The sequence below is a fragment of the Stutzerimonas kunmingensis genome (genome assembly GCF_900114065.1).
GTDB lineage: Bacteria > Pseudomonadota > Gammaproteobacteria > Pseudomonadales > Pseudomonadaceae > Stutzerimonas > Stutzerimonas kunmingensis.
Genome location: NZ_FORS01000005.1, coordinates 195,063 through 214,562 on the forward strand (window position 1 = coordinate 195,063; position 19,500 = coordinate 214,562).

The 19,500-nt window shown below is 64.4% G+C and carries 19 protein-coding genes; 9 read left to right on the forward strand and 10 right to left on the reverse strand.

The window, feature by feature from the left end; all coding sequences use genetic code 11:
• Positions 1-124: 124 nt before the first annotated feature.
• On the forward strand, positions 125-799 hold the full coding sequence (gene radC, locus BM275_RS14320) for a RadC family protein (RefSeq protein ID WP_090521922.1): 675 nt from the start codon (positions 125-127) through the stop codon (positions 797-799).
• Positions 800-802: 3 nt separating this feature from the next.
• Here the strand turns inward: radC and BM275_RS14325 are convergent, their stop codons facing one another.
• Both BM275_RS14325 and BM275_RS14330 read right to left on the reverse strand, forming a co-directional pair.
• A complete protein-coding gene (locus BM275_RS14325) occupies positions 803-2,146 on the reverse strand; it encodes a hypothetical protein (protein WP_090521924.1) in 1,344 nt (447 codons plus the stop codon).
• Between the two features lie 3 nt (positions 2,147-2,149).
• Complete coding sequence (locus BM275_RS14330) at positions 2,150-2,593, reverse strand: PaaI family thioesterase (RefSeq protein ID WP_090521927.1); 444 nt, start codon at positions 2,591-2,593, stop codon at positions 2,150-2,152.
• A 119-nt stretch (positions 2,594-2,712) separates the two neighbouring features.
• On the opposite strand from BM275_RS14330, the gene BM275_RS14335 reads away from it, so the two are divergent.
• The 3 genes from BM275_RS14335 to BM275_RS14345 all read left to right on the forward strand — a co-directional run bounded on the left by BM275_RS14335 (position 2,713) and on the right by BM275_RS14345 (position 6,613).
• Positions 2,713-4,236, forward strand: coding sequence for a 3-hydroxyacyl-CoA dehydrogenase (locus BM275_RS14335; RefSeq protein ID WP_090521929.1), 1,524 nt, complete (start codon positions 2,713-2,715; stop codon positions 4,234-4,236).
• Between the two features lie 170 nt (positions 4,237-4,406).
• Positions 4,407-5,972 (forward strand): methyl-accepting chemotaxis protein, encoded by a 1,566-nt coding sequence (locus tag BM275_RS14340; protein ID WP_090521930.1) that lies wholly within the window; start codon positions 4,407-4,409, stop codon positions 5,970-5,972.
• Positions 5,973-6,088: 116 nt separating this feature from the next.
• On the forward strand, positions 6,089-6,613 hold the full coding sequence (locus tag BM275_RS14345) for an Mpo1 family 2-hydroxy fatty acid dioxygenase (protein WP_090521932.1): 525 nt from the start codon (positions 6,089-6,091) through the stop codon (positions 6,611-6,613).
• Between the two features lies 1 nt (position 6,614).
• On the opposite strand, the gene BM275_RS14350 is transcribed toward BM275_RS14345, so the two are convergent.
• The 4 genes from BM275_RS14350 to BM275_RS14365 form a co-directional block, all read right to left on the reverse strand.
• On the reverse strand, positions 6,615-7,358 hold the full coding sequence (locus BM275_RS14350) for a hypothetical protein (protein WP_090521934.1): 744 nt from the start codon (positions 7,356-7,358) through the stop codon (positions 6,615-6,617).
• 314 nt (positions 7,359-7,672) lie between these two features.
• The gene (locus tag BM275_RS14355) at positions 7,673-9,220 is read right to left on the reverse strand and encodes a phospholipase D family protein (RefSeq protein ID WP_090521936.1); all 1,548 of its coding nucleotides are present in this window, start codon (positions 9,218-9,220) and stop codon (positions 7,673-7,675) included.
• Positions 9,221-9,279: 59 nt separating this feature from the next.
• Positions 9,280-10,590 (reverse strand): NAD(P)/FAD-dependent oxidoreductase, encoded by a 1,311-nt coding sequence (locus tag BM275_RS14360; RefSeq protein WP_090521938.1) that lies wholly within the window; start codon positions 10,588-10,590, stop codon positions 9,280-9,282.
• Between the two features lie 127 nt (positions 10,591-10,717).
• On the reverse strand, positions 10,718-11,206 hold the full coding sequence (locus BM275_RS14365) for an Lrp/AsnC ligand binding domain-containing protein (protein WP_003295466.1): 489 nt from the start codon (positions 11,204-11,206) through the stop codon (positions 10,718-10,720).
• 146 nt (positions 11,207-11,352) lie between these two features.
• Between BM275_RS14365 and dadA the strand changes: the two genes are divergently transcribed.
• The 5 genes from dadA (at position 11,353) to BM275_RS14390 (ending at position 14,923) form a co-directional block, all read left to right on the forward strand.
• The gene (gene dadA, locus BM275_RS14370) at positions 11,353-12,651 is read left to right on the forward strand and encodes a D-amino acid dehydrogenase (RefSeq protein WP_014821787.1); all 1,299 of its coding nucleotides are present in this window, start codon (positions 11,353-11,355) and stop codon (positions 12,649-12,651) included.
• Positions 12,626-13,000 (forward strand): RidA family protein, encoded by a 375-nt coding sequence (locus BM275_RS14375; protein ID WP_090521940.1) that lies wholly within the window; start codon positions 12,626-12,628, stop codon positions 12,998-13,000. The genes dadA and BM275_RS14375 overlap by 26 nt, the downstream gene beginning before the upstream one ends.
• Positions 13,001-13,118: 118 nt before the next feature.
• A complete protein-coding gene (locus BM275_RS14380) occupies positions 13,119-13,667 on the forward strand; it encodes a cupin domain-containing protein (protein WP_003297842.1) in 549 nt (182 codons plus the stop codon).
• 161 nt (positions 13,668-13,828) lie between these two features.
• Positions 13,829-14,254 carry a c-type cytochrome gene (locus BM275_RS14385; RefSeq protein WP_090521942.1) on the forward strand — a complete coding sequence of 142 codons (426 nt, stop codon included), beginning with the start codon at positions 13,829-13,831 and terminating at the stop codon, positions 14,252-14,254.
• Positions 14,255-14,389: 135 nt separating this feature from the next.
• The gene (locus tag BM275_RS14390) at positions 14,390-14,923 is read left to right on the forward strand and encodes a cupin domain-containing protein (RefSeq protein WP_090521944.1); all 534 of its coding nucleotides are present in this window, start codon (positions 14,390-14,392) and stop codon (positions 14,921-14,923) included.
• A gap of 43 nt (positions 14,924-14,966) precedes the next feature.
• Here BM275_RS14390 and BM275_RS14395 read toward each other — a convergent pair whose 3' ends face one another.
• The 4 genes from BM275_RS14395 to BM275_RS14410 all read right to left on the reverse strand — a co-directional run bounded on the left by BM275_RS14395 (position 14,967) and on the right by BM275_RS14410 (position 19,431).
• Positions 14,967-15,539: a xanthine phosphoribosyltransferase gene (locus BM275_RS14395; RefSeq protein WP_003297838.1), complete on the reverse strand. Its 573-nt coding sequence runs from the start codon at positions 15,537-15,539 to the stop codon at positions 14,967-14,969.
• 136 nt (positions 15,540-15,675) lie between these two features.
• A complete protein-coding gene (locus tag BM275_RS14400; RefSeq protein WP_090521946.1) occupies positions 15,676-16,263 on the reverse strand; it encodes a 3-keto-disaccharide hydrolase in 588 nt (195 codons plus the stop codon).
• 10 nt (positions 16,264-16,273) lie between these two features.
• Entirely contained in the window at positions 16,274-17,893 is a 1,620-nt protein-coding gene (locus BM275_RS14405) for an alpha-amylase family protein (RefSeq protein ID WP_090521948.1), read from the reverse strand.
• A 2-nt stretch (positions 17,894-17,895) separates the two neighbouring features.
• Entirely contained in the window at positions 17,896-19,431 is a 1,536-nt protein-coding gene (locus BM275_RS14410) for an alpha-amylase family glycosyl hydrolase (protein ID WP_090521950.1), read from the reverse strand.
• Between the last annotated feature and the right edge of the window lie 69 nt (positions 19,432-19,500).

Consider the following 19,500-nt stretch of genomic DNA (forward strand, 5'->3'; position numbering starts at 1 on the left):
ATCTCGTAGGGACTCTCCGGAGTGAGAACCAGGTCAGAACACGCCCAATACCCCGGAAAAATGACGGGCTAAGATAGCACAGCGCCCACAGCGGAAAAGTGGGCTTGCTCGACAGGGAGAGGACATGAGCATACGTGACTGGCCGGCGGCGGAGCGGCCGCGGGAAAAGCTACTTGAACAGGGCGCTGCCGCGCTTTCCGATGCCGAATTGCTGGCGATATTCCTGCGCACCGGGGTTGCCGGCAAAAGCGCGGTGGATCTGGCGCGGCACCTGCTCGCCGAGTTCGGCAGCCTGCGCGCGCTGCTGGAGGCGGAGCTCGATCAGTTCAGCGCGCATCTTGGCCTGGGGCCGGCGAAATTTGCCCAGCTGCAGGCGGTGCTGGAGATGGGCCGCCGGCATCTGGCCGAGCGGCTGCGCCGCGATTCGGCGCTGGAGTCGCCGCAGGCGGTGCGTGACTACCTCAAGGCGCGGCTGCGGCATGAGCCGCACGAACTGTTCGGCTGTCTGTTTCTCGACTCCAAGCATCGCGTGCTGGCCTTCGAGGTGTTGTTCCACGGCACCATCGATGGCGCCAGCGTCTACCCGCGGCAGGTGGTCAAGCGTGCCCTGGCGCAGAATGCGGCAGCGGTCATCCTCACGCACAATCACCCCTCCGGCGTCGCCGAGCCAAGCCAGGCGGATCGTCAACTGACGCTGCGGCTGAAAGAAGCGCTGGCGCTGATCGATGTGCGGGTGCTCGATCACTTCATCGTCGGTGACGGCGAGCCCCTGTCGATGGCCGAGCACGGCTGGATGTGAGCGCTACGCCAGCAGCGGCACCAGCAGCAGTGGGCCGAGCACCAGCAGCACGAAACGGCCGTTCCAACCGAAGGCGATGCGCCACGGAGATAATTGCGCGTGGCGCGCCAGCATCAGTGCCGAGGGGCCATAGGGCGACAGCAGCATGGCCAGCGAAAAGCCGATCAGCAGCGCCACTGCCGGCTGCATGATCGCCACGCCGTGTCCGGCCAGCTGCGCGAGCAGTGCGGCGCACAGGCTTAGGGAGATGATCGGCGCGACACCGAGCAGGGCCAGGGCAATCATCGCCAGCATGCCGGCACTGCCAAGACCGAACAGCGCCAACGGCGTGCTGCTGAAGTGGCTGGCGAGTCGTTCGACCGGGACCAGCGCAGCCGTAAGCCCGCCAAGCAGTGCCGAGCAGGCGAAGATGAAGGTTTCGTTGCGCATGCCGGCCAGGGTGTCGCGTACTTCGGCATAGACCGTTGTTGGCGATCCACCCTGATACAGCAGCAGCCCGACCACCGCGAGCGGCACCAGCAGCATGGCGGCCTGGGTCGCCGACAGTGGGGTCAGGCTGGCCAGCAGCGCGATCAGCAGGATGCCGAGCACGCTGCCATAAAGCAGGTTGCGCAGCCCCATTGCCGACCCGGCAGTGCTCGAGCCGCTTGCCGGGGCATCGGTTTCTCGCAGCTGCCGCAGACGATGGTTTTCCATCGGCCAGCCCACTAAAAGCAGGATTGCCCCGCAGAGCAGGCCGAATGGCAGCAGGGCGCTCCAGCTCAGACCCGGCAACTCGCGGGTGAGGATCGCCACTGCCACGCTGGTTGGTGCCAGCAAGGGCACCAGAGCGAAGCCGCGCAGGGCCGTTACCATCACACCCCTGGCGCCCTCGCGGCGCTGGGTCGGGCTGTACGACTGCCGATCCAGATAACGTTCCAGTGAACCGCAGACCAGATTGAGCATGCCGAAGCTCAGCACCGAGCTGATCGCAAAGGTGCTGAGCAGGTAGCTTGGATAGAGGCTGGTACGGGGTAGCCGCAGTAAGAGCCGATGCAGCTCGCCGAGCTGCGGCATCCGCTTGACCGCGCAATGGGCAAGCCCGAGCGCGCCGATGAACGCGCCGTAGTAGGCCGCCGCGCCGAGCATCCGCTGGGTCTGCTGCCAGTCGGGGTCACGGAGCAGTGCCCAGTAGGCGAACAGCCCCAGCGTGACCAGCCCGAGCCGGCGCGGGTAGGGCATCAGCGAGCGCCAGTGCCAGGCGAAGAACAGCACCAGCAGCGCACCACTGATCACGCTCGGCAACTGCAGGCGCGTTACCAGCGCGAATAGCTCGCAGACGAGCGCCAGCGGGAGCAGGGCAAGCATCGCTCAGGGCAGCTCGCTGCGCAGTTTGCCGCGCTTGTATACGCCTTCGCCGAAGGCCAGTAACTGGTCCTTTTCGTCCAGCAGATCGCAGATGGCCATGAATACCTTGTGCCCGGCGGAGCGGCAGACTGCGACAGCTCGGATGCGGCTGCCGACTGGTGCCGGTGCGCTGAAGTTGACGTTCATCGACAGCGTGGTCGCCACGCGGCGCTGTTCCGGCTGTTCCACCCAGGTTCCGCAGAGGCCCATCGCCACGTCCAGCAGGGTCGCCGTGACGCCGCCGTGCAGGTTGCTGGCGTTGTTCAGGTGGCGCGGCAACAACAGCAGTTCGACCACCGCGCGCTCCGGGCCGTACTCCTTGAGGTGGCAACCGAGGTCCTGGAAGAACCCGGTCAACGAGCTTTCGACCTGTTGCAGTGTGGCGGCTGGATAGGGCTGATCGGACATGAGCGAGCGGGTTCGGCGGCTGACTTGCGCTGGAGATTGGCAGTCTTTACGCTCATGGTCAATTCGATGGAATCTTGTTCCGCACTGCGGAATATCGCATTGCTCGTTAGGAGGTTTGCATGTTTGAGCGTATCGGCATCGTCGGCGCGGGCGCCATGGGCCGCGGGATCGCGCAGTTGTTCGCCAGCGCCGGCAAGCAGGTCTGGTTGCACGATGCACGCAGCGCGTCGATCAGCGAGGCGCTGCGCTTCAACCGCGAGCTGCTAGAACGCGGCGTGGCCAAGGGGCGTCTGAGCGTCGCCGAACTGGACGCCACGCTGGCCCGAATGCAGGCGGCGCCTGCGCTGGCCGATCTGTCCGGCTGCGATCTGGTGATCGAGGCGATTGTCGAGAATCTCGAGGCCAAGCAGGCGTTGTTCATCGAGCTGGAGTCCTTGCTCGTCGAAGATGCGGTGCTGGCGACCAACACCTCGTCGCTTTCGGTCACGCGCATCGCGGCGGCCTGCCAGCACCCGGAGCGGGTAGCCGGTTTTCACTTCTTCAACCCGGTACCGCTGATGAAGCTGGTGGAGGTGGTGCGCGGTGAGCGCAGCGATCCGCAGGTCATCGAGCGGCTGGTCAAGCTGGCCGAAGAGGCTGGGCACTTTCCGGCAATCACGCCGGATAGCCCCGGGTTTCTGGTCAATCACGCCGGTCGCGCGTACAGCACCGAGGCGCAGCGCATCCTTGCCGAGGGTATCGCCGATGCCGAGCAGATCGACCGCATCCTGCGCGACGGGCCGGGCTTTCGCATGGGGCCGTTCGAGCTGTTCGATCTCACCGGCCTGGATATTTCCCATGCAGTGATGGAGTCGGTGTATCAGCAGTTCTATCAGGACCCGCGCTATACACCGTCCTACCAGGCGGCGCAGCGGGTCGCCGCGGGGTTGCTCGGCCGCAAGACCGGACAGGGTTACTACCGCTACGAGAACGGCCAGCAGATCCGCACGCCGGAGCCGCAACGGCGGCCGGTAGTCGTCGAGCGCCCGTTCTGGCTGGACAGTCAGGATGCCGAACTGCGTGGCCGGCTTGCGGCGTTGTTGTGCGAGGCCGGTACCCAGCTGGAAACCGGTGAGGTGCCGTCTGAGCGCGCCATCTGCCTGATCACCCCGCTGGGCGAGGATGCCAGCACGATGATCGCCAGGCTTGATCTGCCCGCCACCCGCAGTATCGCCTTCGACCTGTTCGCCGACTTCGATCGGCGCCGGGTACTGATGCGCCAACCGGCGCTCGACCCCGCGCTCGAAGCACAGGCGCAACAGGCCCTGAGTCACGATGGCGTGCCGGTGGAGGTGATCAACGACTCGCCCGGTTTCGTCAGTCAGCGGGTGGTGGCGAGCATCGTCAATCTCGGTTGCGAGATCGCACAGAAGGGCATTACCGACCCGCAGATACTCGACCGCGCAATCACCCTGGCGCTGGGCTATCCGAAAGGGCCGCTGGGCTTTGCCGAGCATTACGGTGCGGGGCGAATTCTCGCCATCCTTGAGGCGATGCAGAGTTGCTATGGCGGCGAGGCACGTTATCGCCCCAGTCCCTGGTTGCGCCGGCGCGTGCGGTTGTGCCTGCCGCTGACCGCGCCTGATCGTCCGGTCGCCGGCTGACGACCGACGGTGACTCGAGATGAGGTGGATCGCTTCAGTTTGTGCGGCGGCGGCCGTTAAGACTGGGGTGAGCCTCCGATGACGGCACGTTGCTACTAAGGCACTACTGTTCTTTATTGGAGGGTATGCGTACAACGTCGGATCGATCCGACAAGAACAAGAGGCCGACCATGAGCCCCGCCAACCGCCACCCCAAGGCCGCCGTGTTCCATGCCGTGCTGATCATCGGTCTGCTGCTCGTGCATTACTGGTTGGCACCGCCCCTGCTTGTGACCGGTGCGCTGCTGATGGTGGCGGCGCTTTGGCCCTGGTTCACCTCGTGGGGTGTGGTGGCCGGCGGCGCCCCGCCTGCCGACGGGGCGCCGCAGAGCTTCGCCGAGCTGACCAAGAATCTTTCGCGCAGTACCTGCCACAACGCCCTGTCTGCTGCCCAGGTCGCCTTCAGCGCCGAGCAGCTGGCCATCCGCCTGAAGTCGCAGCTGCAGGCTGTCAGCGAAATTGCCAATGGTGCCCAGGCTATCGCCGCCACCGAGCAGGACAGCGCCGAGCGGGCCCGCCACACACTGGATGCCGCGCAAGCGGTGCGCGAGCGCAGCGATACCGGGCAAGCCGAACTGCAGCGCGCCATCGAACGCATGCAACAGCTGAGTGCTCAGACCCACGCCAGCCGCGAGCTGATTGATGGGCTGTCGGCGCGGACGGAGGAAATCCGCCGCATTACCGACGTGATCCAGTCCATCGCCAGCCAGACCAACCTGCTGGCTCTGAACGCAGCCATCGAGGCCGCCCGTGCCGGTGAGGCCGGTCGCGGCTTTGCCGTGGTCGCCGACGAAGTGCGCAGTCTGGCGGCGCGCACCTCCAGCGCTACCGAGGAGGTCGGTCGCATGGTGGCCGACATCCGCGAGCAAAGCGAAGCAGTGGTCAGCTACATCCAGCGCCAGGGCAACGAGCTGGACGCCGCGGCCGAGCAGATCGCCACCACCGGTGAGCAGCTCAGCGGCATCGCCGAACTGGCCGGCAGCGTCGAAAGCCAGGTCGAGCAGATCACCACCGGCACCGCCGACAACCATCAGCGCCTGACCGGACAGTTCGTCGCCCTCGATCAGCTGCGCACCGATGCCCTGGACAGCGAGGAGCAGACCCGCCAGCTCGAGCAGGCGGCGGAACGCCTGGTGGCCCAGGCCGAAAGCGCCAGCGAGCAACTGGCCGAGGTCCAGCTCGACGATTATCACCAGACCATGTTCGACCTGGCGCGTCAGGGGGCTGCGGCCATCAGCGCGCGTTTCGAGGCCGATATCCAGGCCGGACGCGTCAGTCTCGATGACCTGTTCGACCGCAATTACCGTGCGCAGGCCAATACCGATCCGGTGAAGTATCAGACCCGCTTCGACCGCTATGCCGACGAGGTCTTGCCAGCGATTCAGGAGCCGGTGCTGCAGAAGCATCCCGCATTGGTCTACGCCATCGCCACGACGCCGGAGGGCTACGTGCCGACCCACAACCGCGCGTTCAGCCAGCCGCCGGTGGGCAACCCGGAGATCGATCGGGTCAAGAGCCGTAGCAAGCGCCTGTTCAACGATCACACCGGCGGTCGCTGCGGCAGCCATCAGCGCCGCCTGCTGTTGCAGACCTACAGTCGCGATACCGGGGAGCTGATGCACGACCTGTCCGTGCCGATCATGGTCGGTGGGCGTCACTGGGGCGGTTTGCGGCTGGGCTATCGTCCCGAGCAATAGTCCCGAGCAATAGTCCGGCAACCACCGATGTTGGCGCGATCGCCCTGTGTCCGGCGGCGCTCCAGTCGCTGCGACCGACTAAGCTTGGTGAGACGCGACTTCCGGAGATGCCGCCAATGAAGACCCTCACTGATCATTTGGCACAGTACGCGGCCTATCATCGCGATCCACGCAACCTCCTGACCCATTTCATCGGCATTCCGCTGATCGTGCTGGCAGTGGCGATCCTCCTGTCGCGGCCGGGCATCGAATGGGCTGGGTTGTGGCTAAGCCCGGCGGCACTGGTGTCGCTCGCCGCTGCGGTTTTCTACCTTCGTCTGGATCTGCGTTACGGCTTACTGATGAGCGCCGTGCTGCTGCTCTGCGTATGGCTGGGCGCAGTTCTGGCCGGCGCAACGATGGCGCTGTGGCTGGGCGTTGGCGCGGGATTGTCCGTACTCGGCTGGATCATCCAGTTCATCGGGCACTACTTCGAGGGGCGCAAGCCGGCATTCGTCGACGATCTCACCGGGCTGGTCATCGGGCCGCTGTTCGTCGCCGCCGAGCTTGGTTTCATGCTCGGCCTGCGTGAGCCGTTGCGCCTCGCCATCGAGGCGCGGGTCGGTCCTGTGCGTCTGCGCGACTCAGCCGCCCACGGCTGAGTCAGGGCTTGGCCGCCATCCACTGATCGCTGAGGCTGCGTGCATGGCGGTCGACCATGATCGGCGCGAACGGTCGGCCTGAAGCGGTTGTGAAGTTGTTGCTGCCGCTGTTCATGTCTTCCAGCGCCACCTTGAGGAAATCCCAGCGGGTCTTGAGTTTGGCCAGCGCGGGATCGCGCTTGCCATCCAGTTCGGCCAGCTGAGCGTCGATCGCCGGCACCAGGTGGCGCTCGTCCTGCCCGAGATAGGTGTCCGGCTGTTCGCGAGCGATCTCGAACGAGCCGATGTAGGCACGGCTGAGGTATTGAACGGCCAGGTATTCAACCTTGGCTGGCAGTTCGGCCTGAGCGTCCGCGCCTTGCTGCGCGCGAACGGCGGTGAGGAAGTCGCGCAGTGCCTTGCTCATCTCCAGCGGCCAGCCCCAGGGCATGTCCTCCTCTTCGTAGCCGAAGCCGGCGCCTTCGCGCAGCCGAGCCTGAAGCTCCTGGTGACTTTCGCGCAGGGCGCTGGTGGGATTGGCGACATTGAGCAGGGCTGCATTCAGCGCGCGGATGTCGTCTTCCAGACGCAACAGGTGCGCCTTCTGAAAGCCTTCGCCGCGGTAGAGCAGCAGGCTGCTGGTCGCGCGATTGGCGTGGATCTGCAAGTTCTGCAGCGCAGAGATGGTTTCGGGCGGGGCCGCCTCGGTAAAGCCGGGCAGCATTACGAGTATCAGCAATAGCCAGAAGCGAGTTAAACGGTCCATTGTCGTGCTCCTTTTTATTTTTATAGAAGCTATGCGTGCATGGCAGCAGCACGCTGGAGCCTAACGGACTGCTGGCCGAGTGGTATCACCCCAAAGAATGATTTGTGACGGCTTGTAGCCAAACGGACGACATCGTGCGGCAGCTTGTTGCGAACCTAGTGGCCTGTGCGGTGAGTTGGTTGAGGCAAGTTCGGCTGAACATGGCTCCGGGACAAGGCGCTGCGACGGGTTATAGCGGGCCTATGGCAAGGAGCAACAACGCGGCATTGGGCCATGGGTGCCGAAATGACCAACCGAACTTACCAAACAGGCCACTAAAGCATCTTCTCCAGGCCGATGACGTCGGCGAACCAGGCGTTGAAGCGTCGCCAGAGCCCGCCTGGCTCCTTTTCGATGGTGCGCAGCCGGCCGCCATCCTCGGCGATCCACGTGAGCTGCTTGCGGCCGTCGCGCTCCACCAGGCGAACTTCGTAGCTCAGTGCCGGCGACATACCCTCCAGCGTGAGGCGGTGGACCTCGCGGGCCAGTTCGTGGCTTTCCACCAGAATCCCCACCTCGGTGTTCCACAGCACCGAGCGCGGATCGAGATTCAGCGAGCCGATGAAAACCTTTTGCTGGTCGAATACCGCTGCCTTGCTATGCAGGCTGGATTCCGACTCGCCGAGAAAACTGTAAGAGGCTTCCTGCTCCGGCTGCCGGCGCAGTTCGAACAGGCGCACGCCGAGTTCCAGCATGGCCTCGCGGTAGGGCGCATAGCCGCCATGCACGGCCGGCACGTCAGTGGCCTCCAGTGAGTTGGTGAGGATGCGCACGGTCACGCCCGCGCCGGTGCGATCCGCCAGGTAGTCCACGCCGCTATCGGTCGGCACGAAGTAGGCCGAAACCAGTGTCAGCTCGCTGCTCACGGCCTGCATGGTCGGTGCAAGTTGCGTGGTCAGCAGCAGCGATGCCGCCGGTACGCCTTCGGCGAGCAGTTTTTCCGGCGCGTCCCACATCGCCCTGCCTGGTGCCCAGGTCAGTTCGTCCAGCCACTGCTGCAATTGCGGGCGCTGCTTGTACTGCATCAGGCGCTGGTACTGCTCGCTGTTTTCCTGTTTGGCCTGCTGCAGATAGTCGCTCAGCTGCTGGCGCGCCTTGTCCAGCTGGCGCGGTTTCGGTTGCCACCAGAGAAAATGCTGGATAGGCACGCTCAGCTGGTTGTTCCAGTAGCGGTCGAAACTCTTGCCGAGCTGCTCGGCGACCGGGCCGGCGCCAAGCAGGTCAATGTCGGTGAAGTTCATCGCCTGGTCGGCCTCGAAGTACTCGTCGCCGAGGTTGCGTCCACCGACGACGGCCAGGCTGCCATCGACCAGCATCAGCTTGTTGTGCATGCGCCGATGCTGCAGCGAAAGGTTCAATAGGCGTCCCATGGATCGGGTGATGGCGTTGCTGCGGCCGAGGTGAAGCGGGTTGAAGACGCGGATCTGAATATTGGGGTGCGCGGCCAGAGTGCCGATGCGATAGTCCTCGCCATGGCTGGTGGTGTCATCCAGCAGCAGCCGCACGCGCACGCCGCGGTCGGCGGCTTGCAGCACTTCGTCGATCAGCGCACGTGTGGTGAGGCCGTCATGGACGATGTAGTACTGGATATCGAGGCTGACCTGCGCCGCGCGGATCATCTCGGTGCGTGCGGCGAAGGCTTCGGTGCTCTCCGGTAGCAGGCGAAAACCCGAGTGGCCGTACGCGTGCTCGGTGGCGAGCTGCTGGATGCGCCGGCCAAGCGGCGACGCGTCCGGTGCCACGGAATAGGACTCGGTTGGCGTGGGGTGGCTGGCACAACCGGCCAGCAGCAATAGCAGCAGGAGCGTCAGGTAAGTGCGCAAGGTTTCTCCGGGTATGCATCCTTTCATTCATGCTTGGACGTTGCGCTTCGTCCGAAAATTCAGAATCGGTCCTTCAGTCGATACCAGAGCATGCCCAACGCCAGCAGTGGCGAGCGCAGTGCCGGTCCGCCGGGGAAGGTCGGATGCGGCACTTTGGCGAACAGATCGAAGCCGCTGCTTTGCTGGCCGGCAATGGCTTCGGCAAGCAGGCGACCGGCCAGGTGCGTGGCATTCAGCCCGTGGCCGGAATAGGCCTGGGCGTAGAACACGTTGGGATGTTCGGCCAGGCGACCGATCTGCGGCAGCCGGTTGGCGCCGATGCCGATCATCCCACCCCACTGATAGTCGATGCCGATGCCGACCAGCTGCGGAAATACCTCGAGCATCTTCGGCTGCATGTAGGCGGCGATGTCCTGTGGGTCACGGCCGGAATAGTGGCAGGCGCCGCCGAACAGCAGTCGGCCATCGGCGCTGAGACGGAAGTAGTCGAGCGCCACGCGCTGATCGCAGACCGCCATGTTCTGCGGCAACAGCTCGCGGCAGAGCGGCTCGGGCAGCCGCTCGGTGGCGATGATGTAGCTGCCGGCCGGCAGCACCTTGCCGGCGAGCTTCGGTTGCAGACCGTTGAGGTAGGCATTGCAGGCCAGCACCAGGTTGTCCGCGTGCACCACGCCCTGAGCCGTATGCACCTTGGCTTGCGGGCCGTACTCGATGCGCTCGACCGCCGACTGCTCGAACAGCCGCACGCCCAGCGACTGCGCCGCCGCCGCCTCGCCGAGTGCCAGATTCAGCGGGTGCAGGTGGCCCGAGCCCATGTCCAGCAGGCCGCCTAGGTAACGCTGCGAACCCACCACCGTGACCAGGTTGGGACGCGACACGCGCTGCAAAGGATGCGGATAGCCGAGGCGCAGCAGGTCGGAGTACTCGTCGTCGAAGCCTTTCAGATGCCGTGGCTTGGTCGCCAGGTCGCAATAGCCCCAGGTCAGGTCGCAGTCGATGGCGTAGCGCTCGATGCGCTGTCGGACGATGTCGACGGCTTCGAAGCCCATGCGCTTGAGTTCATCGACGCCTTCTTCGCCGATGATCTTGCTGAACTGCTCGACGTCATGGCCGACGCCGCGGATCAGTTGCCCGCCGTTGCGCCCGCTGGCGCCCCAGCCGATTCGGTGCGCTTCCAGCAGGATGACGCTGAGGCCCCGCTCGGCCAGTTCGATGGCCGTGTTGAGGCCGGAGAACCCACCGCCGACGACGCATACGTCGGCCCGCTGCTCGCCCTGCAACGGCTCGAAGGCCAGTTCGCGATTGACGCTCGCGGCATAGTAGGAGGGTGCATGTACGGCGCCGTTCGGCGCGGATGCGCGTTGATTCATCAAGGTGTCATGAGAGGTCTGCATGCGCCTAGGGTAGACCGGAGCGAGGCCGCGGAGCAAAGCCGGGCATGACCAGCGGTGCCTCGCAGGCTGCCCGACGAGGCCGCAGAACTGGCCGTCATCGGCTCTAGTCCGGGACCGGTAGGTCGAGGGATTCCTTGATCTCTTCCATCACGATATAACTCTTCGATTCGCGAACGTGCGGCAGCTTCAGCAGGATGTCGCCGAGCAATTTTCGGTAGGAGGCCATCTCCGAAATCCGCGCCTTGACCAGGTAGTCGAAGTCACCGGACACCAGGTGGCATTCGAGCACGTGGGGTAGCTTGAGCACGGCGCGGCGGAATTCCTCGAAGATGTCGCCGGACTTGTACGCCAGGCTGATCTCGACGAACACCAGCAGCCCCGCCTTCAGATGCTGCGGGTTCAGACGTGCCGAGTAGCCCATGATGATGCCTTCGCGCTCCAGGCGCCGGACGCGCTCGGTGCAGGGCGTGGTCGACAGGCCGACGCGCTCGCCCAGCTCGGTGAAGGGCAGGCGCCCTTCGGCTTGGAGGATGCGCAGGATGTGGCGGTCGATCTTGTCCAGTTCGCGTCGCGTCTGATGCCGGGTTCTCAAGGGATATGCCCTCCAAATAAAGGGTCGATGGCGTGAATAACGGCCAAAGATAGCTTTTTATATGGTGAATAACACTGCTTGAGTATTTTTATACTCCGTTTCAATAGTGATTCGGAAAAGCCCGTTCGAGCGGGTGGGAGGCTGCAATGCGTGTACTGGTATTGGGTAGCGGCGTGGTCGGTACTGCCAGCGCCTATTATCTGGCGCGGGCCGGTTTCGAAGTGGTGGTGGTCGACCGGCAGCCGGCGGTGGCGATGGAGACCAGCTTCGCCAATGCCGGGCAGGTCTCGCCCGGCTATGCCTCGCCGTGGGCGGCACCTGGCGTCCCGCTGAAGGCGATGAAGTGGCTGTTGCAGCGCCATGCGCCGCTGGCGATCAAGCTTACCGGTGACGTCGACCAGTACCTGTGGATGGCGCAGATGCTGCGCAACTGCACGGCGGCCCGCTACGCGGTAAACAAGGAGCGCATGGTGCGCCTGTCCGAGTACAGCCGTGACTGCCTCGATGAGCTGCGCGCGGAAACCGGGATCGCCTATGAAGGTCGTCAGCTCGGCACCACGCAGCTGTTCCGCACCCAGGCGCAGCTTGATGCCGCCGCCAAGGACATCGCTGTGCTGCAGCGCTCCGGGGTGCCCTACGAGCTGCTCGATCGCGCCGGCATTGCACGGGTAGAGCCGGCTCTGGCGAAGGTTTCGCACAAGCTCAGCGGTGCGCTGCGGCTGCCCAATGACCAGACCGGCGACTGCCAGATGTTCACCTCGCGCCTGGCGGAAATGGCCGTGGCGCTCGGTGTCGAGTTCCGCTTCGAACAGAATATTCAACGCCTCGACTACGCCGGCGACCGGCTGGCAGGTGTGTGGATCGACGGCAAGCTGGAGACGGCCGATCGCTACGTGCTGGCGCTCGGCAGCTACAGCCCGCAGATGCTCAAGCCACTCGGCATTCGTGCACCGGTCTACCCGCTCAAGGGCTATTCGCTGACCGTACCGATAAGCGATCCGGCGATGGCACCGCAGTCGACCGTGCTCGATGAAACCTACAAGGTCGCCATCACCCGCTTCGATCAGCGCATCCGTGTCGGTGGCATGGCGGAGATCGCCGGGCACGATCTGTCGCTCAACCCGCGCCGGCGGGAAACCCTGGAAATGGTGGTGGGCGACCTCTATCCGCAGGGCGGCGATCCGTCTGACGCGGTATTCTGGACCGGCCTGCGACCGGCCACGCCAGATGGCACACCGATCATCGGCGCGACACCCTATCGCAATCTGTTCCTCAATACCGGCCATGGCACCCTTGGTTGGACCATGGCGTGCGGCTCCGGCCGTGTGCTCGCTGACCTGCTGGCGTCCAAGCGTCCGCAGATCAGCACCGAGGGGCTGGATATCTTCCGTTACGGCAAGCACAAGGAGACCCGTAAACATGCCCATCCGGCGGCTGCACACTGAAACCCGCTATAGCGAAGCGGTGATCCACAACGGCGCAGTGTATCTCTCCGGGCAACTGGCCGATGACCTGACCGGTGATATCCGCGAGCAGAGCCGCGAAACGCTGTCGAGCATCGAGCGCTTGCTGGACGAGGCGGGTACCAGCAAGACGCGCTTGCTTTCGGCAACCATTCACCTGAAGGACATCGCCGCCGATTACGCCGGTATGAACGAGGTGTGGGATGCATGGATCACACCGGGCACGGCGCCGGCACGGACCACTGTTCAGGCCCTGATGTATTCGCCGGATGTGCGGGTCGAGATCACCGTCGTCGCTGCCATGCCGGATCTCGCCGGCCCGGTCCTCTGACTCTTGGGAGAGCCACGCGTGCCGGGCGACGGCTCGTCCGGAGCCAGTGTTGTAAATTCTGAACGCCATTGCCATGATAGCCCCCTCTTCGCATCGCTCTTGAAAGGGGGCTCCCGTATTGGACGTTGGCGTTCGACTGCAAACCATCCGCAAGCTCAAGGGTCTGTCCCAGCGTGAACTCGCCAAGCGTGCCGGCGTTACCAACAGCACCATTTCCATGATCGAAAAGAACAGCGTCAGCCCCTCGATCAGCTCGCTGAAGAAGGTGCTGAGTGGGATTCCCATGTCGCTGGTGGAGTTCTTTTCCCCCGACTTCGAGCAGGACAGCGACACCCAGGTGGTCTACAAGGCCGGCGAGTTGATCGATATATCCGACGGCGCGGTGAGCATGAAACTGGTGGGCAAGGCGCATCCGGGACGAGCCATCGCCTTTCTCGACGAGACCTATCCGCCGGGCTCCGACACCGGGATGGACATGCTCTCGCACCAGGGCGAGGAGGCCGGGATGCTGGTCGAAGGCCGTCTGGAGCTGACCGTGAACGGTCAGGTGTACGTGCTGGAGAGCGGCGATAGCTACTACTTCGAGAGCAGCAAGCCGCATCGTTTCCGCAATCCGTACGATGCGCCGGCACGGTTGATCAGCGCGACGACGCCGGCGAACTTTTAATCTCATAGGCCTTGATTCATCCGAAAGTTGCGATGCGACAAAGCGTCGCGGAGAAACGCCGGGCCTTTCGTATTGTTTCGGCCGGCATGGCTTGCCGTTATACTGACCGCCGCTCGCGATACCGTGGCCGCGAGCGTGTCTAGCCACAATGAGGGTGTAAGGTGAACCTGATTAAGAAGATCCTGGTAGCACAGACTGCCGTATTGGCCCTGTGGGCAATGAGCGCTCAGGCTGCGACCGACGAAGCAATCGCCGAGCGCCTCAAGCCGGTGGGCGAAGTATGTATTCAAGGTGAAGAGTGCGCAGCCGCTGGTGCCGGCGCTGCCGCAGCCGCCGGTGGTGCCGCTCGTAGCGGTTCCGACGTGTACGGCAAGTTCTGCACCGCCTGCCATGGCTCCGGTCTGCTGAACGCGCCGAAGACCGGTGACAGTGCAGCCTGGACGGCCCGTGCCGATGCATCGGGTGGCCTGGACGGCTTGCTGAAGAATGCCATCAGCGGTATCAACGCCATGCCGCCGAAGGGCACCTGTGGCGACTGCTCCGATGACGAGCTGAAGGCCGCCATCCAGCACATGTCCGGCCTCTGATCGAGCGCCAGGCGTCACCAGCAAAGCCGCCTCCGGGCGGCTTTGTCGTTTCTGCGGTGAGCAAAGCAGGCAGCTCTCGAGTCGAATTCGATACGGCCTACCGGTCGGATTCCCGTGACGACAGAGGAGCCCCGCATGCCCAGTTCCGCACCACAACCCGAACAGCTGTACCTGGCCAGTGACGGGCGCACGCCCAACAGCCCGCATCCGGTGCTGATCTACCGCCAGCTGCCATTGGCCGGACCAAGCCCCGCAGAAGCCTTCGAGCGACTGTTCGACAGCCATCTATGGCCGTCTGCCTGGCGTGGGACGGTTTACGACTACCATCACTACCATTCCACCGCCCACGAAGTGCTCGGCGTGGCCAGCGGCTGGGCGCGGGTCATGTTGGGTGGTGATAACGGTCAGGAGGTCGAGCTGAAGGCGGGCGACGCGCTGGTGCTACCGGCCGGGACAGGGCATTGCGCGCTCGAGGCCAGCGCAGATTTTCAGGTGGTGGCGGGTTATCCGGTCGGCCAGCAGTACGACATGCAGCGGCCAGACGCGGCCACCCATGATCAGGCGCGTGAGCGAATTGCCCAAGTCGGCGTGCCCATCAGCGATCCGCTGGCAGGCACGCAGGGTGCGCTGGTGGCGCTATGGCGCGCAGAGGCGCCGCCGGCCAGTTGAGCCGGGTTCAGCTTTTGAGCTGCGCCCGGACTATGACCTGCACTCAGTCTATGAATTGCACTTGCCCATCAGCCAGCGAGGCGACACGGGCCAGGGACTCGACGCGGTAACCGGCTTCTTCCAGCTCCTGACGACCGGCCTGGAAGGCCTTTTCGATGACGATGCCAAGGCCGGCGATGCTCGCGCCGGCCTGGTTGATAATCGAGATCAGGCCCTTGGCGGCTTTGCCGTTGGCGAGGAAGTCGTCGATGATCAGCACGCGGTCGTTCGAGGACAGGTGCTGGGTGGACACGGCGATGGTGCTTTCCACCTGCTTGGTGAATGAATAGACCGTGGCGGTTAGCAGGTTGTCCTGCAGCGTCAGCGACTGGTGCTTGCGGGCGAAGATCACCGGCACGCCCAGCTCCAGGCCGGCCATGACGGCCGGCGCAATGCCGGAGGCTTCGATGGTGACGATCTTGGTGACGCCGGCATCGCGGAACAGGCGGGCGAATTCCTGCCCGATGGCCTGCATCAGCACGGGATCGATCTGGTGGTTGAGGAACGCGTCGACCTTGAGTACCCGGTCGGAAAGCACGATGCCCTGACTGCGAATCTTATCTTTCAGCTGTTCCACGAACGCTACCTCAAGCGTGGGCGGCCGCGGCTTGCCTGACGCTTGGCGCCGGGGCGCTTCTGCCGTCACTGCGTTTCGCAGCCTGGAAAAGCCGCGCATTCTCGCTCAATTCGGCGCGCCGATCCAAGGCCGACGTTCAGCCCAGCGCTTCGATCGACAGGCGGCGAAAGCGCACCGCCTCACCGTGGTGCTGCAGGACGATATGCCCGGCCGGCGCCTTGGCGAACAGCGGCTTGTCGGCGAATTTGCTGGATTCGATCAGCGTGTGCAGGGCCGGGTCGTCCAGGCGATAACTCAGCACCATACGATTGCCCAGCCAGTGTTCGACCGCACCCTGGCGCACGACAAGCGCTGCGTGCATGAAGCTGCCGGGTTCAATCCGGGTTTCCTGTTCGGGCGCGAGCAGGCCATACAGGGCACCGTTGCGGGTGGTTGGTTCTTCGCCGTCGGGGTGAACGGCATCATCCAGCAGCTGCATTTCCGGCCCGCTGTGCCAGGCGAGGCCGGCGCTTTCGTCGACGCGGTAGAAGACCCCGGAATTGCCGCCCACCGGTAGGGCGAACTCGAACTGCAGGATGAAATCGCCATAGCGCTCGCGCGAGACCAGGTCGACCCGCGGGGCGCCGACAATGGCACACAGCTGTTCATCGTCGTCGCGGTACCAGCTTTCGTCGGGAAAGGTTGCGCCATGCCAGGCGTGCCATTGTGCTGCGTCGAGATTCATCAGCCGCTCCTCATCCGAACAGTTGCTGCTTGCGCCGCAGCCAGCGATAGCCGTAGGGCCCGAGGCGAATCTTCAGCGGTGAGCCTTCCGGCTGCCCGTAGTCGCAGTCGGCGAGCACATCGACCATGTCCTGAAGGTCGTCCTCGGTGATCTCGACGGTGGTTTCCGTGTCGGCAAGATTGACCAGCATCAGCACCGTGGAGCCGTTGTCGTGGCGGATGGCAAAGACGGCGGGGTCGTTCACCTCGACCGTTGTGCGCTTGCCGATGCCAATCTCGCGCAGGCCTATGCGGGTGCGGATCATGTTGCCGGTGCGCGCCATCAGCGAGTCGCTGCGCAAAGTTTGAGCGAACACGTTGATCTTCTCGTACGAGAAGGGCCCTTCGTCGATCACCGGTGCGGCCAGCTCACCTTTGGTACAGGAGAATCCGGCGTTGGGTTCGTTGGACCACTGCATGGGCGTGCGTACGGCCAGTCGCTCGGGGCGGTCGAGGTCATCGCCCATACCGATTTCCTCGCCGTAGCGGATGATCGGCGTGCCGGGCAGCGAGAACAGCAACGCATGAGTGGCCGCGATGCGTCGCTCGTCGCCGTCGAGCATCGGCGCGAGCCTCCGGCGAATGCCGCGATCGTAGGCGCGCATGTTCTCGTCGGGGGCGAAGGTGTCCATCACCTCTTTGCGCTCATCCTCTTCCAGCCGGTCGAGGCTCAGCTCGTCGTGGTTGCGGATCCACAGCGCGTATTGCGAATGACTGGGCGGCAGCGGTTGGCTGTTCAGGGCGCGCACCAGCGGCTCGGCCTGCTGCCGTGCCAGGGCCAGGAACAGGTGATTGTTGGTCCAGAAATCCAGCAGCAGGGTGATGCGATCGGCCTCGTCGCCGAAGTATTCGACGTATTTTTCCGGATCAGTGTCGATCTCACCGAGCAGCACGGTCTCGGGCCGGCGCATGGTGACGAAGTCGCGCATGTGTTCGAGTAGCCAGTAGCCCTTCTCCAGTTCACCGCCGCCGGCCTGGCGCACCATGTGCACCGCGGCGTCGATGCGGAAACCGGAGACACCCAGACGCAGCCAGAACGACATGATCCGCTCGATCTCGTGGATGACCTTCGGGTTGGTCAGGTCAAGATCCGGCTCGTGCTTGTAGAACAGATGGCGGTAGTACTGGCCGGCTTCCTCGTCCCAAGTCCAGATGCTGTCCTCGACCGTCGGGAAAATCGGCTCCATGAAGTCGTCGGGCTCGTCGGCCCAGATGTAGTAGTCGCGGTAGGGCGACTCGCGGTCACGGCGCGCCTCCTGGAACCACTTGTGCTGGATGGACGTGTGCTGCACCACCAGCTCGATGATGACGTGCAGGCCCAGCTCTTCGGCCTTCTCCAACAGAGCGACGATGTCGGCCAGATCGCCGAAACGTTTGTCCACCTGTAGATGGTCGGTGATGTCGTAGCCGGCATCCTCGAAGGGCGACTGATAGAACGGCATGAGCCATACGGCCGTGCAGCCGAGGCCGCGAATGTAGTCGAGCCGCTCGGTGATGCCGCGCAGATCGCCGCAGCCGTCTCCATTACTGTCACGAAACAGGGTGGGATCGATCTGATAGATCGCCGCGTTGCGGTACCAGAGTGGACGCATGCTCAGTTCTCCGTTGGGCGCAGCACGACGGCCCGCCCTGGGTTAAGGGTGCCGTTGTAGGGAGCGCCTTCACCGACACCGTCACTGGCGATCTCGACGTGCCATTCTCCGGCGTGCGGGTGGGCGTGGGGCTGGTCGGAGAAGTTGATGCAGACCAGTCGCTGGTCGCCGCCTAAGTGCCTGCGGTAGGCAAGCACCTCGGGGTGTGAAGGCAATTCTTCGAAATCGCCGTGGTGCAGCGCCGGGCTGATCTTGCGCGCGGCGAGCAGGCGCTGGTAGAGCGCGAACATGGAGTTCGCCGCACCGGTCTGCCGCTCGGCCGCGAGTTCGCCCGCCTCAGGTGGAAAGGGCAGCCAGGGTGTCGCGCCGTCCCAGCCATGGGGCGGTTCGGCCAGCCAGGGAATCGGGGCCCGGCAACCGTCACGGCCGCCCGGATCGGTTCGGGTTTCGGCGGTAATAACTGCGTCTTCCAGCCCCAACTCCTCACCCTGATAGATGAAAGGCGTACCGCGCAGTGTGAGCAGCATTACCGCAGCCGCCCGTGAGGCTCGCTCGGAACCCTGATAGCGGCTGCGCTGGCGCACGTTGTCGTGATTGGACAGCACCCAGGTCGGCCAGGCACCGGCGGGTTGCAGCCAGTGCTCGACCTCGCCGATACAGGTGCGAAACAGCACCGGGTCCCAAGGCGCATCCAGCGGATTGAAGTTGAAGGCCAGGTGCAGCTCGTCGCCAGCGCCGTAGTACTGCAGCACCCGTTCGGTGGAGCGGATGTTCACCTCACCCACCAGCATGCGGTCGCCGGGATAGCTGTCGACCAGCTTGCGCAGGCCGCGCAGCACTTCGTGGCTGTAGGGCTGATCGTTGAAGTCGGACAGCGGCTGGCCAGCCTGGCAGCGCGGGTCGTCAGCAAAGCTCGGGTCCTTGCCGGTGCAGTGGATGACGTCGATGCGAAAGCCGTCGATGCCGCGGTCGAGCCAGAAGCGCAGCACGTCGTGCATCGCCTCGACCACCTCGGGGTTGCGCCAGTTCAGGTCCGGCTGCTTGGCCAGGAACAAGTGCAGGTAGTACTGCTGCGTGTGCTCGTCCCAAGTCCAGGCGCTGCCGGCGCCCAGCGCGGCGCGCCAGTTGTTCGGCTGGTCGCGCCAGACGTACCAGTCGCGCTTGGGATTGTCCCGCGAGCTGCGCGACTCGACGAACCAGGGGTGTTCATCGGAGGTGTGATTGGGCACGAAGTCCAGCAGCACCCGGATACCGCGGGCATGGGCTTCGGCAATCAGCCGGTCGATATCGGCCAGCGAACCGAACAGCGGATCGATATCGCAATAGTCGCTGATGTCGTAGCCGGCATCGGCCATGGGTGAGCGGAAGATCGGCGACAACCACAGCGCATCGACGCCCAGCTGTTGCAGATGATCGAGATGGCGCAGCACGCCATTGAGGTCACCGATGCCGTCTCCGTTGCTGTCTGCAAAGGATCGCGGGTAGATCTGATAAACGGTCGCGCCCTTCCACCACGGTGTCTGGGTTGTCTCGCTCATGCCTCACACCCCCTGATTCGTCTCAGGTCGCGGCCGATCCTGCACGACCGCTCTGTCAGGTTTACGACT

Bases quoted from the DNA above. Each gene is read 5' to 3' on its own strand.
- BM275_RS14345 (WP_090521932.1), top strand. From the start codon at position 6,089: ATGAAGACCCTCACTGATCATTTGGCACAGTACGCGGCCTATCATCGC.
- BM275_RS14350 (WP_090521934.1), bottom strand. From the start codon at position 7,358: ATGGACCGTTTAACTCGCTTCTGGCTATTGCTGATACTCGTAATGCTG.
- BM275_RS14340 (WP_090521930.1), top strand. From the start codon at position 4,407: ATGAGCCCCGCCAACCGCCACCCCAAGGCCGCCGTGTTCCATGCCGTG.
- BM275_RS14330 (WP_090521927.1), bottom strand. From the start codon at position 2,593: ATGTCCGATCAGCCCTATCCAGCCGCCACACTGCAACAGGTCGAAAGC.
- BM275_RS14390 (WP_090521944.1), top strand. From the start codon at position 14,390: ATGCCCAGTTCCGCACCACAACCCGAACAGCTGTACCTGGCCAGTGAC.
- BM275_RS14400 (WP_090521946.1), bottom strand. From the start codon at position 16,263: ATGAATCTCGACGCAGCACAATGGCACGCCTGGCATGGCGCAACCTTT.
- BM275_RS14375 (WP_090521940.1), top strand. From the start codon at position 12,626: ATGCCCATCCGGCGGCTGCACACTGAAACCCGCTATAGCGAAGCGGTG.
- BM275_RS14410 (WP_090521950.1), bottom strand. From the start codon at position 19,431: ATGAGCGAGACAACCCAGACACCGTGGTGGAAGGGCGCGACCGTTTAT.
- BM275_RS14360 (WP_090521938.1), bottom strand. From the start codon at position 10,590: ATGAATCAACGCGCATCCGCGCCGAACGGCGCCGTACATGCACCCTCC.
- BM275_RS14405 (WP_090521948.1), bottom strand. From the start codon at position 17,893: ATGCGTCCACTCTGGTACCGCAACGCGGCGATCTATCAGATCGATCCC.
- BM275_RS14325 (WP_090521924.1), bottom strand. From the start codon at position 2,146: ATGCTTGCCCTGCTCCCGCTGGCGCTCGTCTGCGAGCTATTCGCGCTG.
- dadA (WP_014821787.1), top strand. From the start codon at position 11,353: ATGCGTGTACTGGTATTGGGTAGCGGCGTGGTCGGTACTGCCAGCGCC.
- BM275_RS14335 (WP_090521929.1), top strand. From the start codon at position 2,713: ATGTTTGAGCGTATCGGCATCGTCGGCGCGGGCGCCATGGGCCGCGGG.
- radC (WP_090521922.1), top strand. From the start codon at position 125: ATGAGCATACGTGACTGGCCGGCGGCGGAGCGGCCGCGGGAAAAGCTA.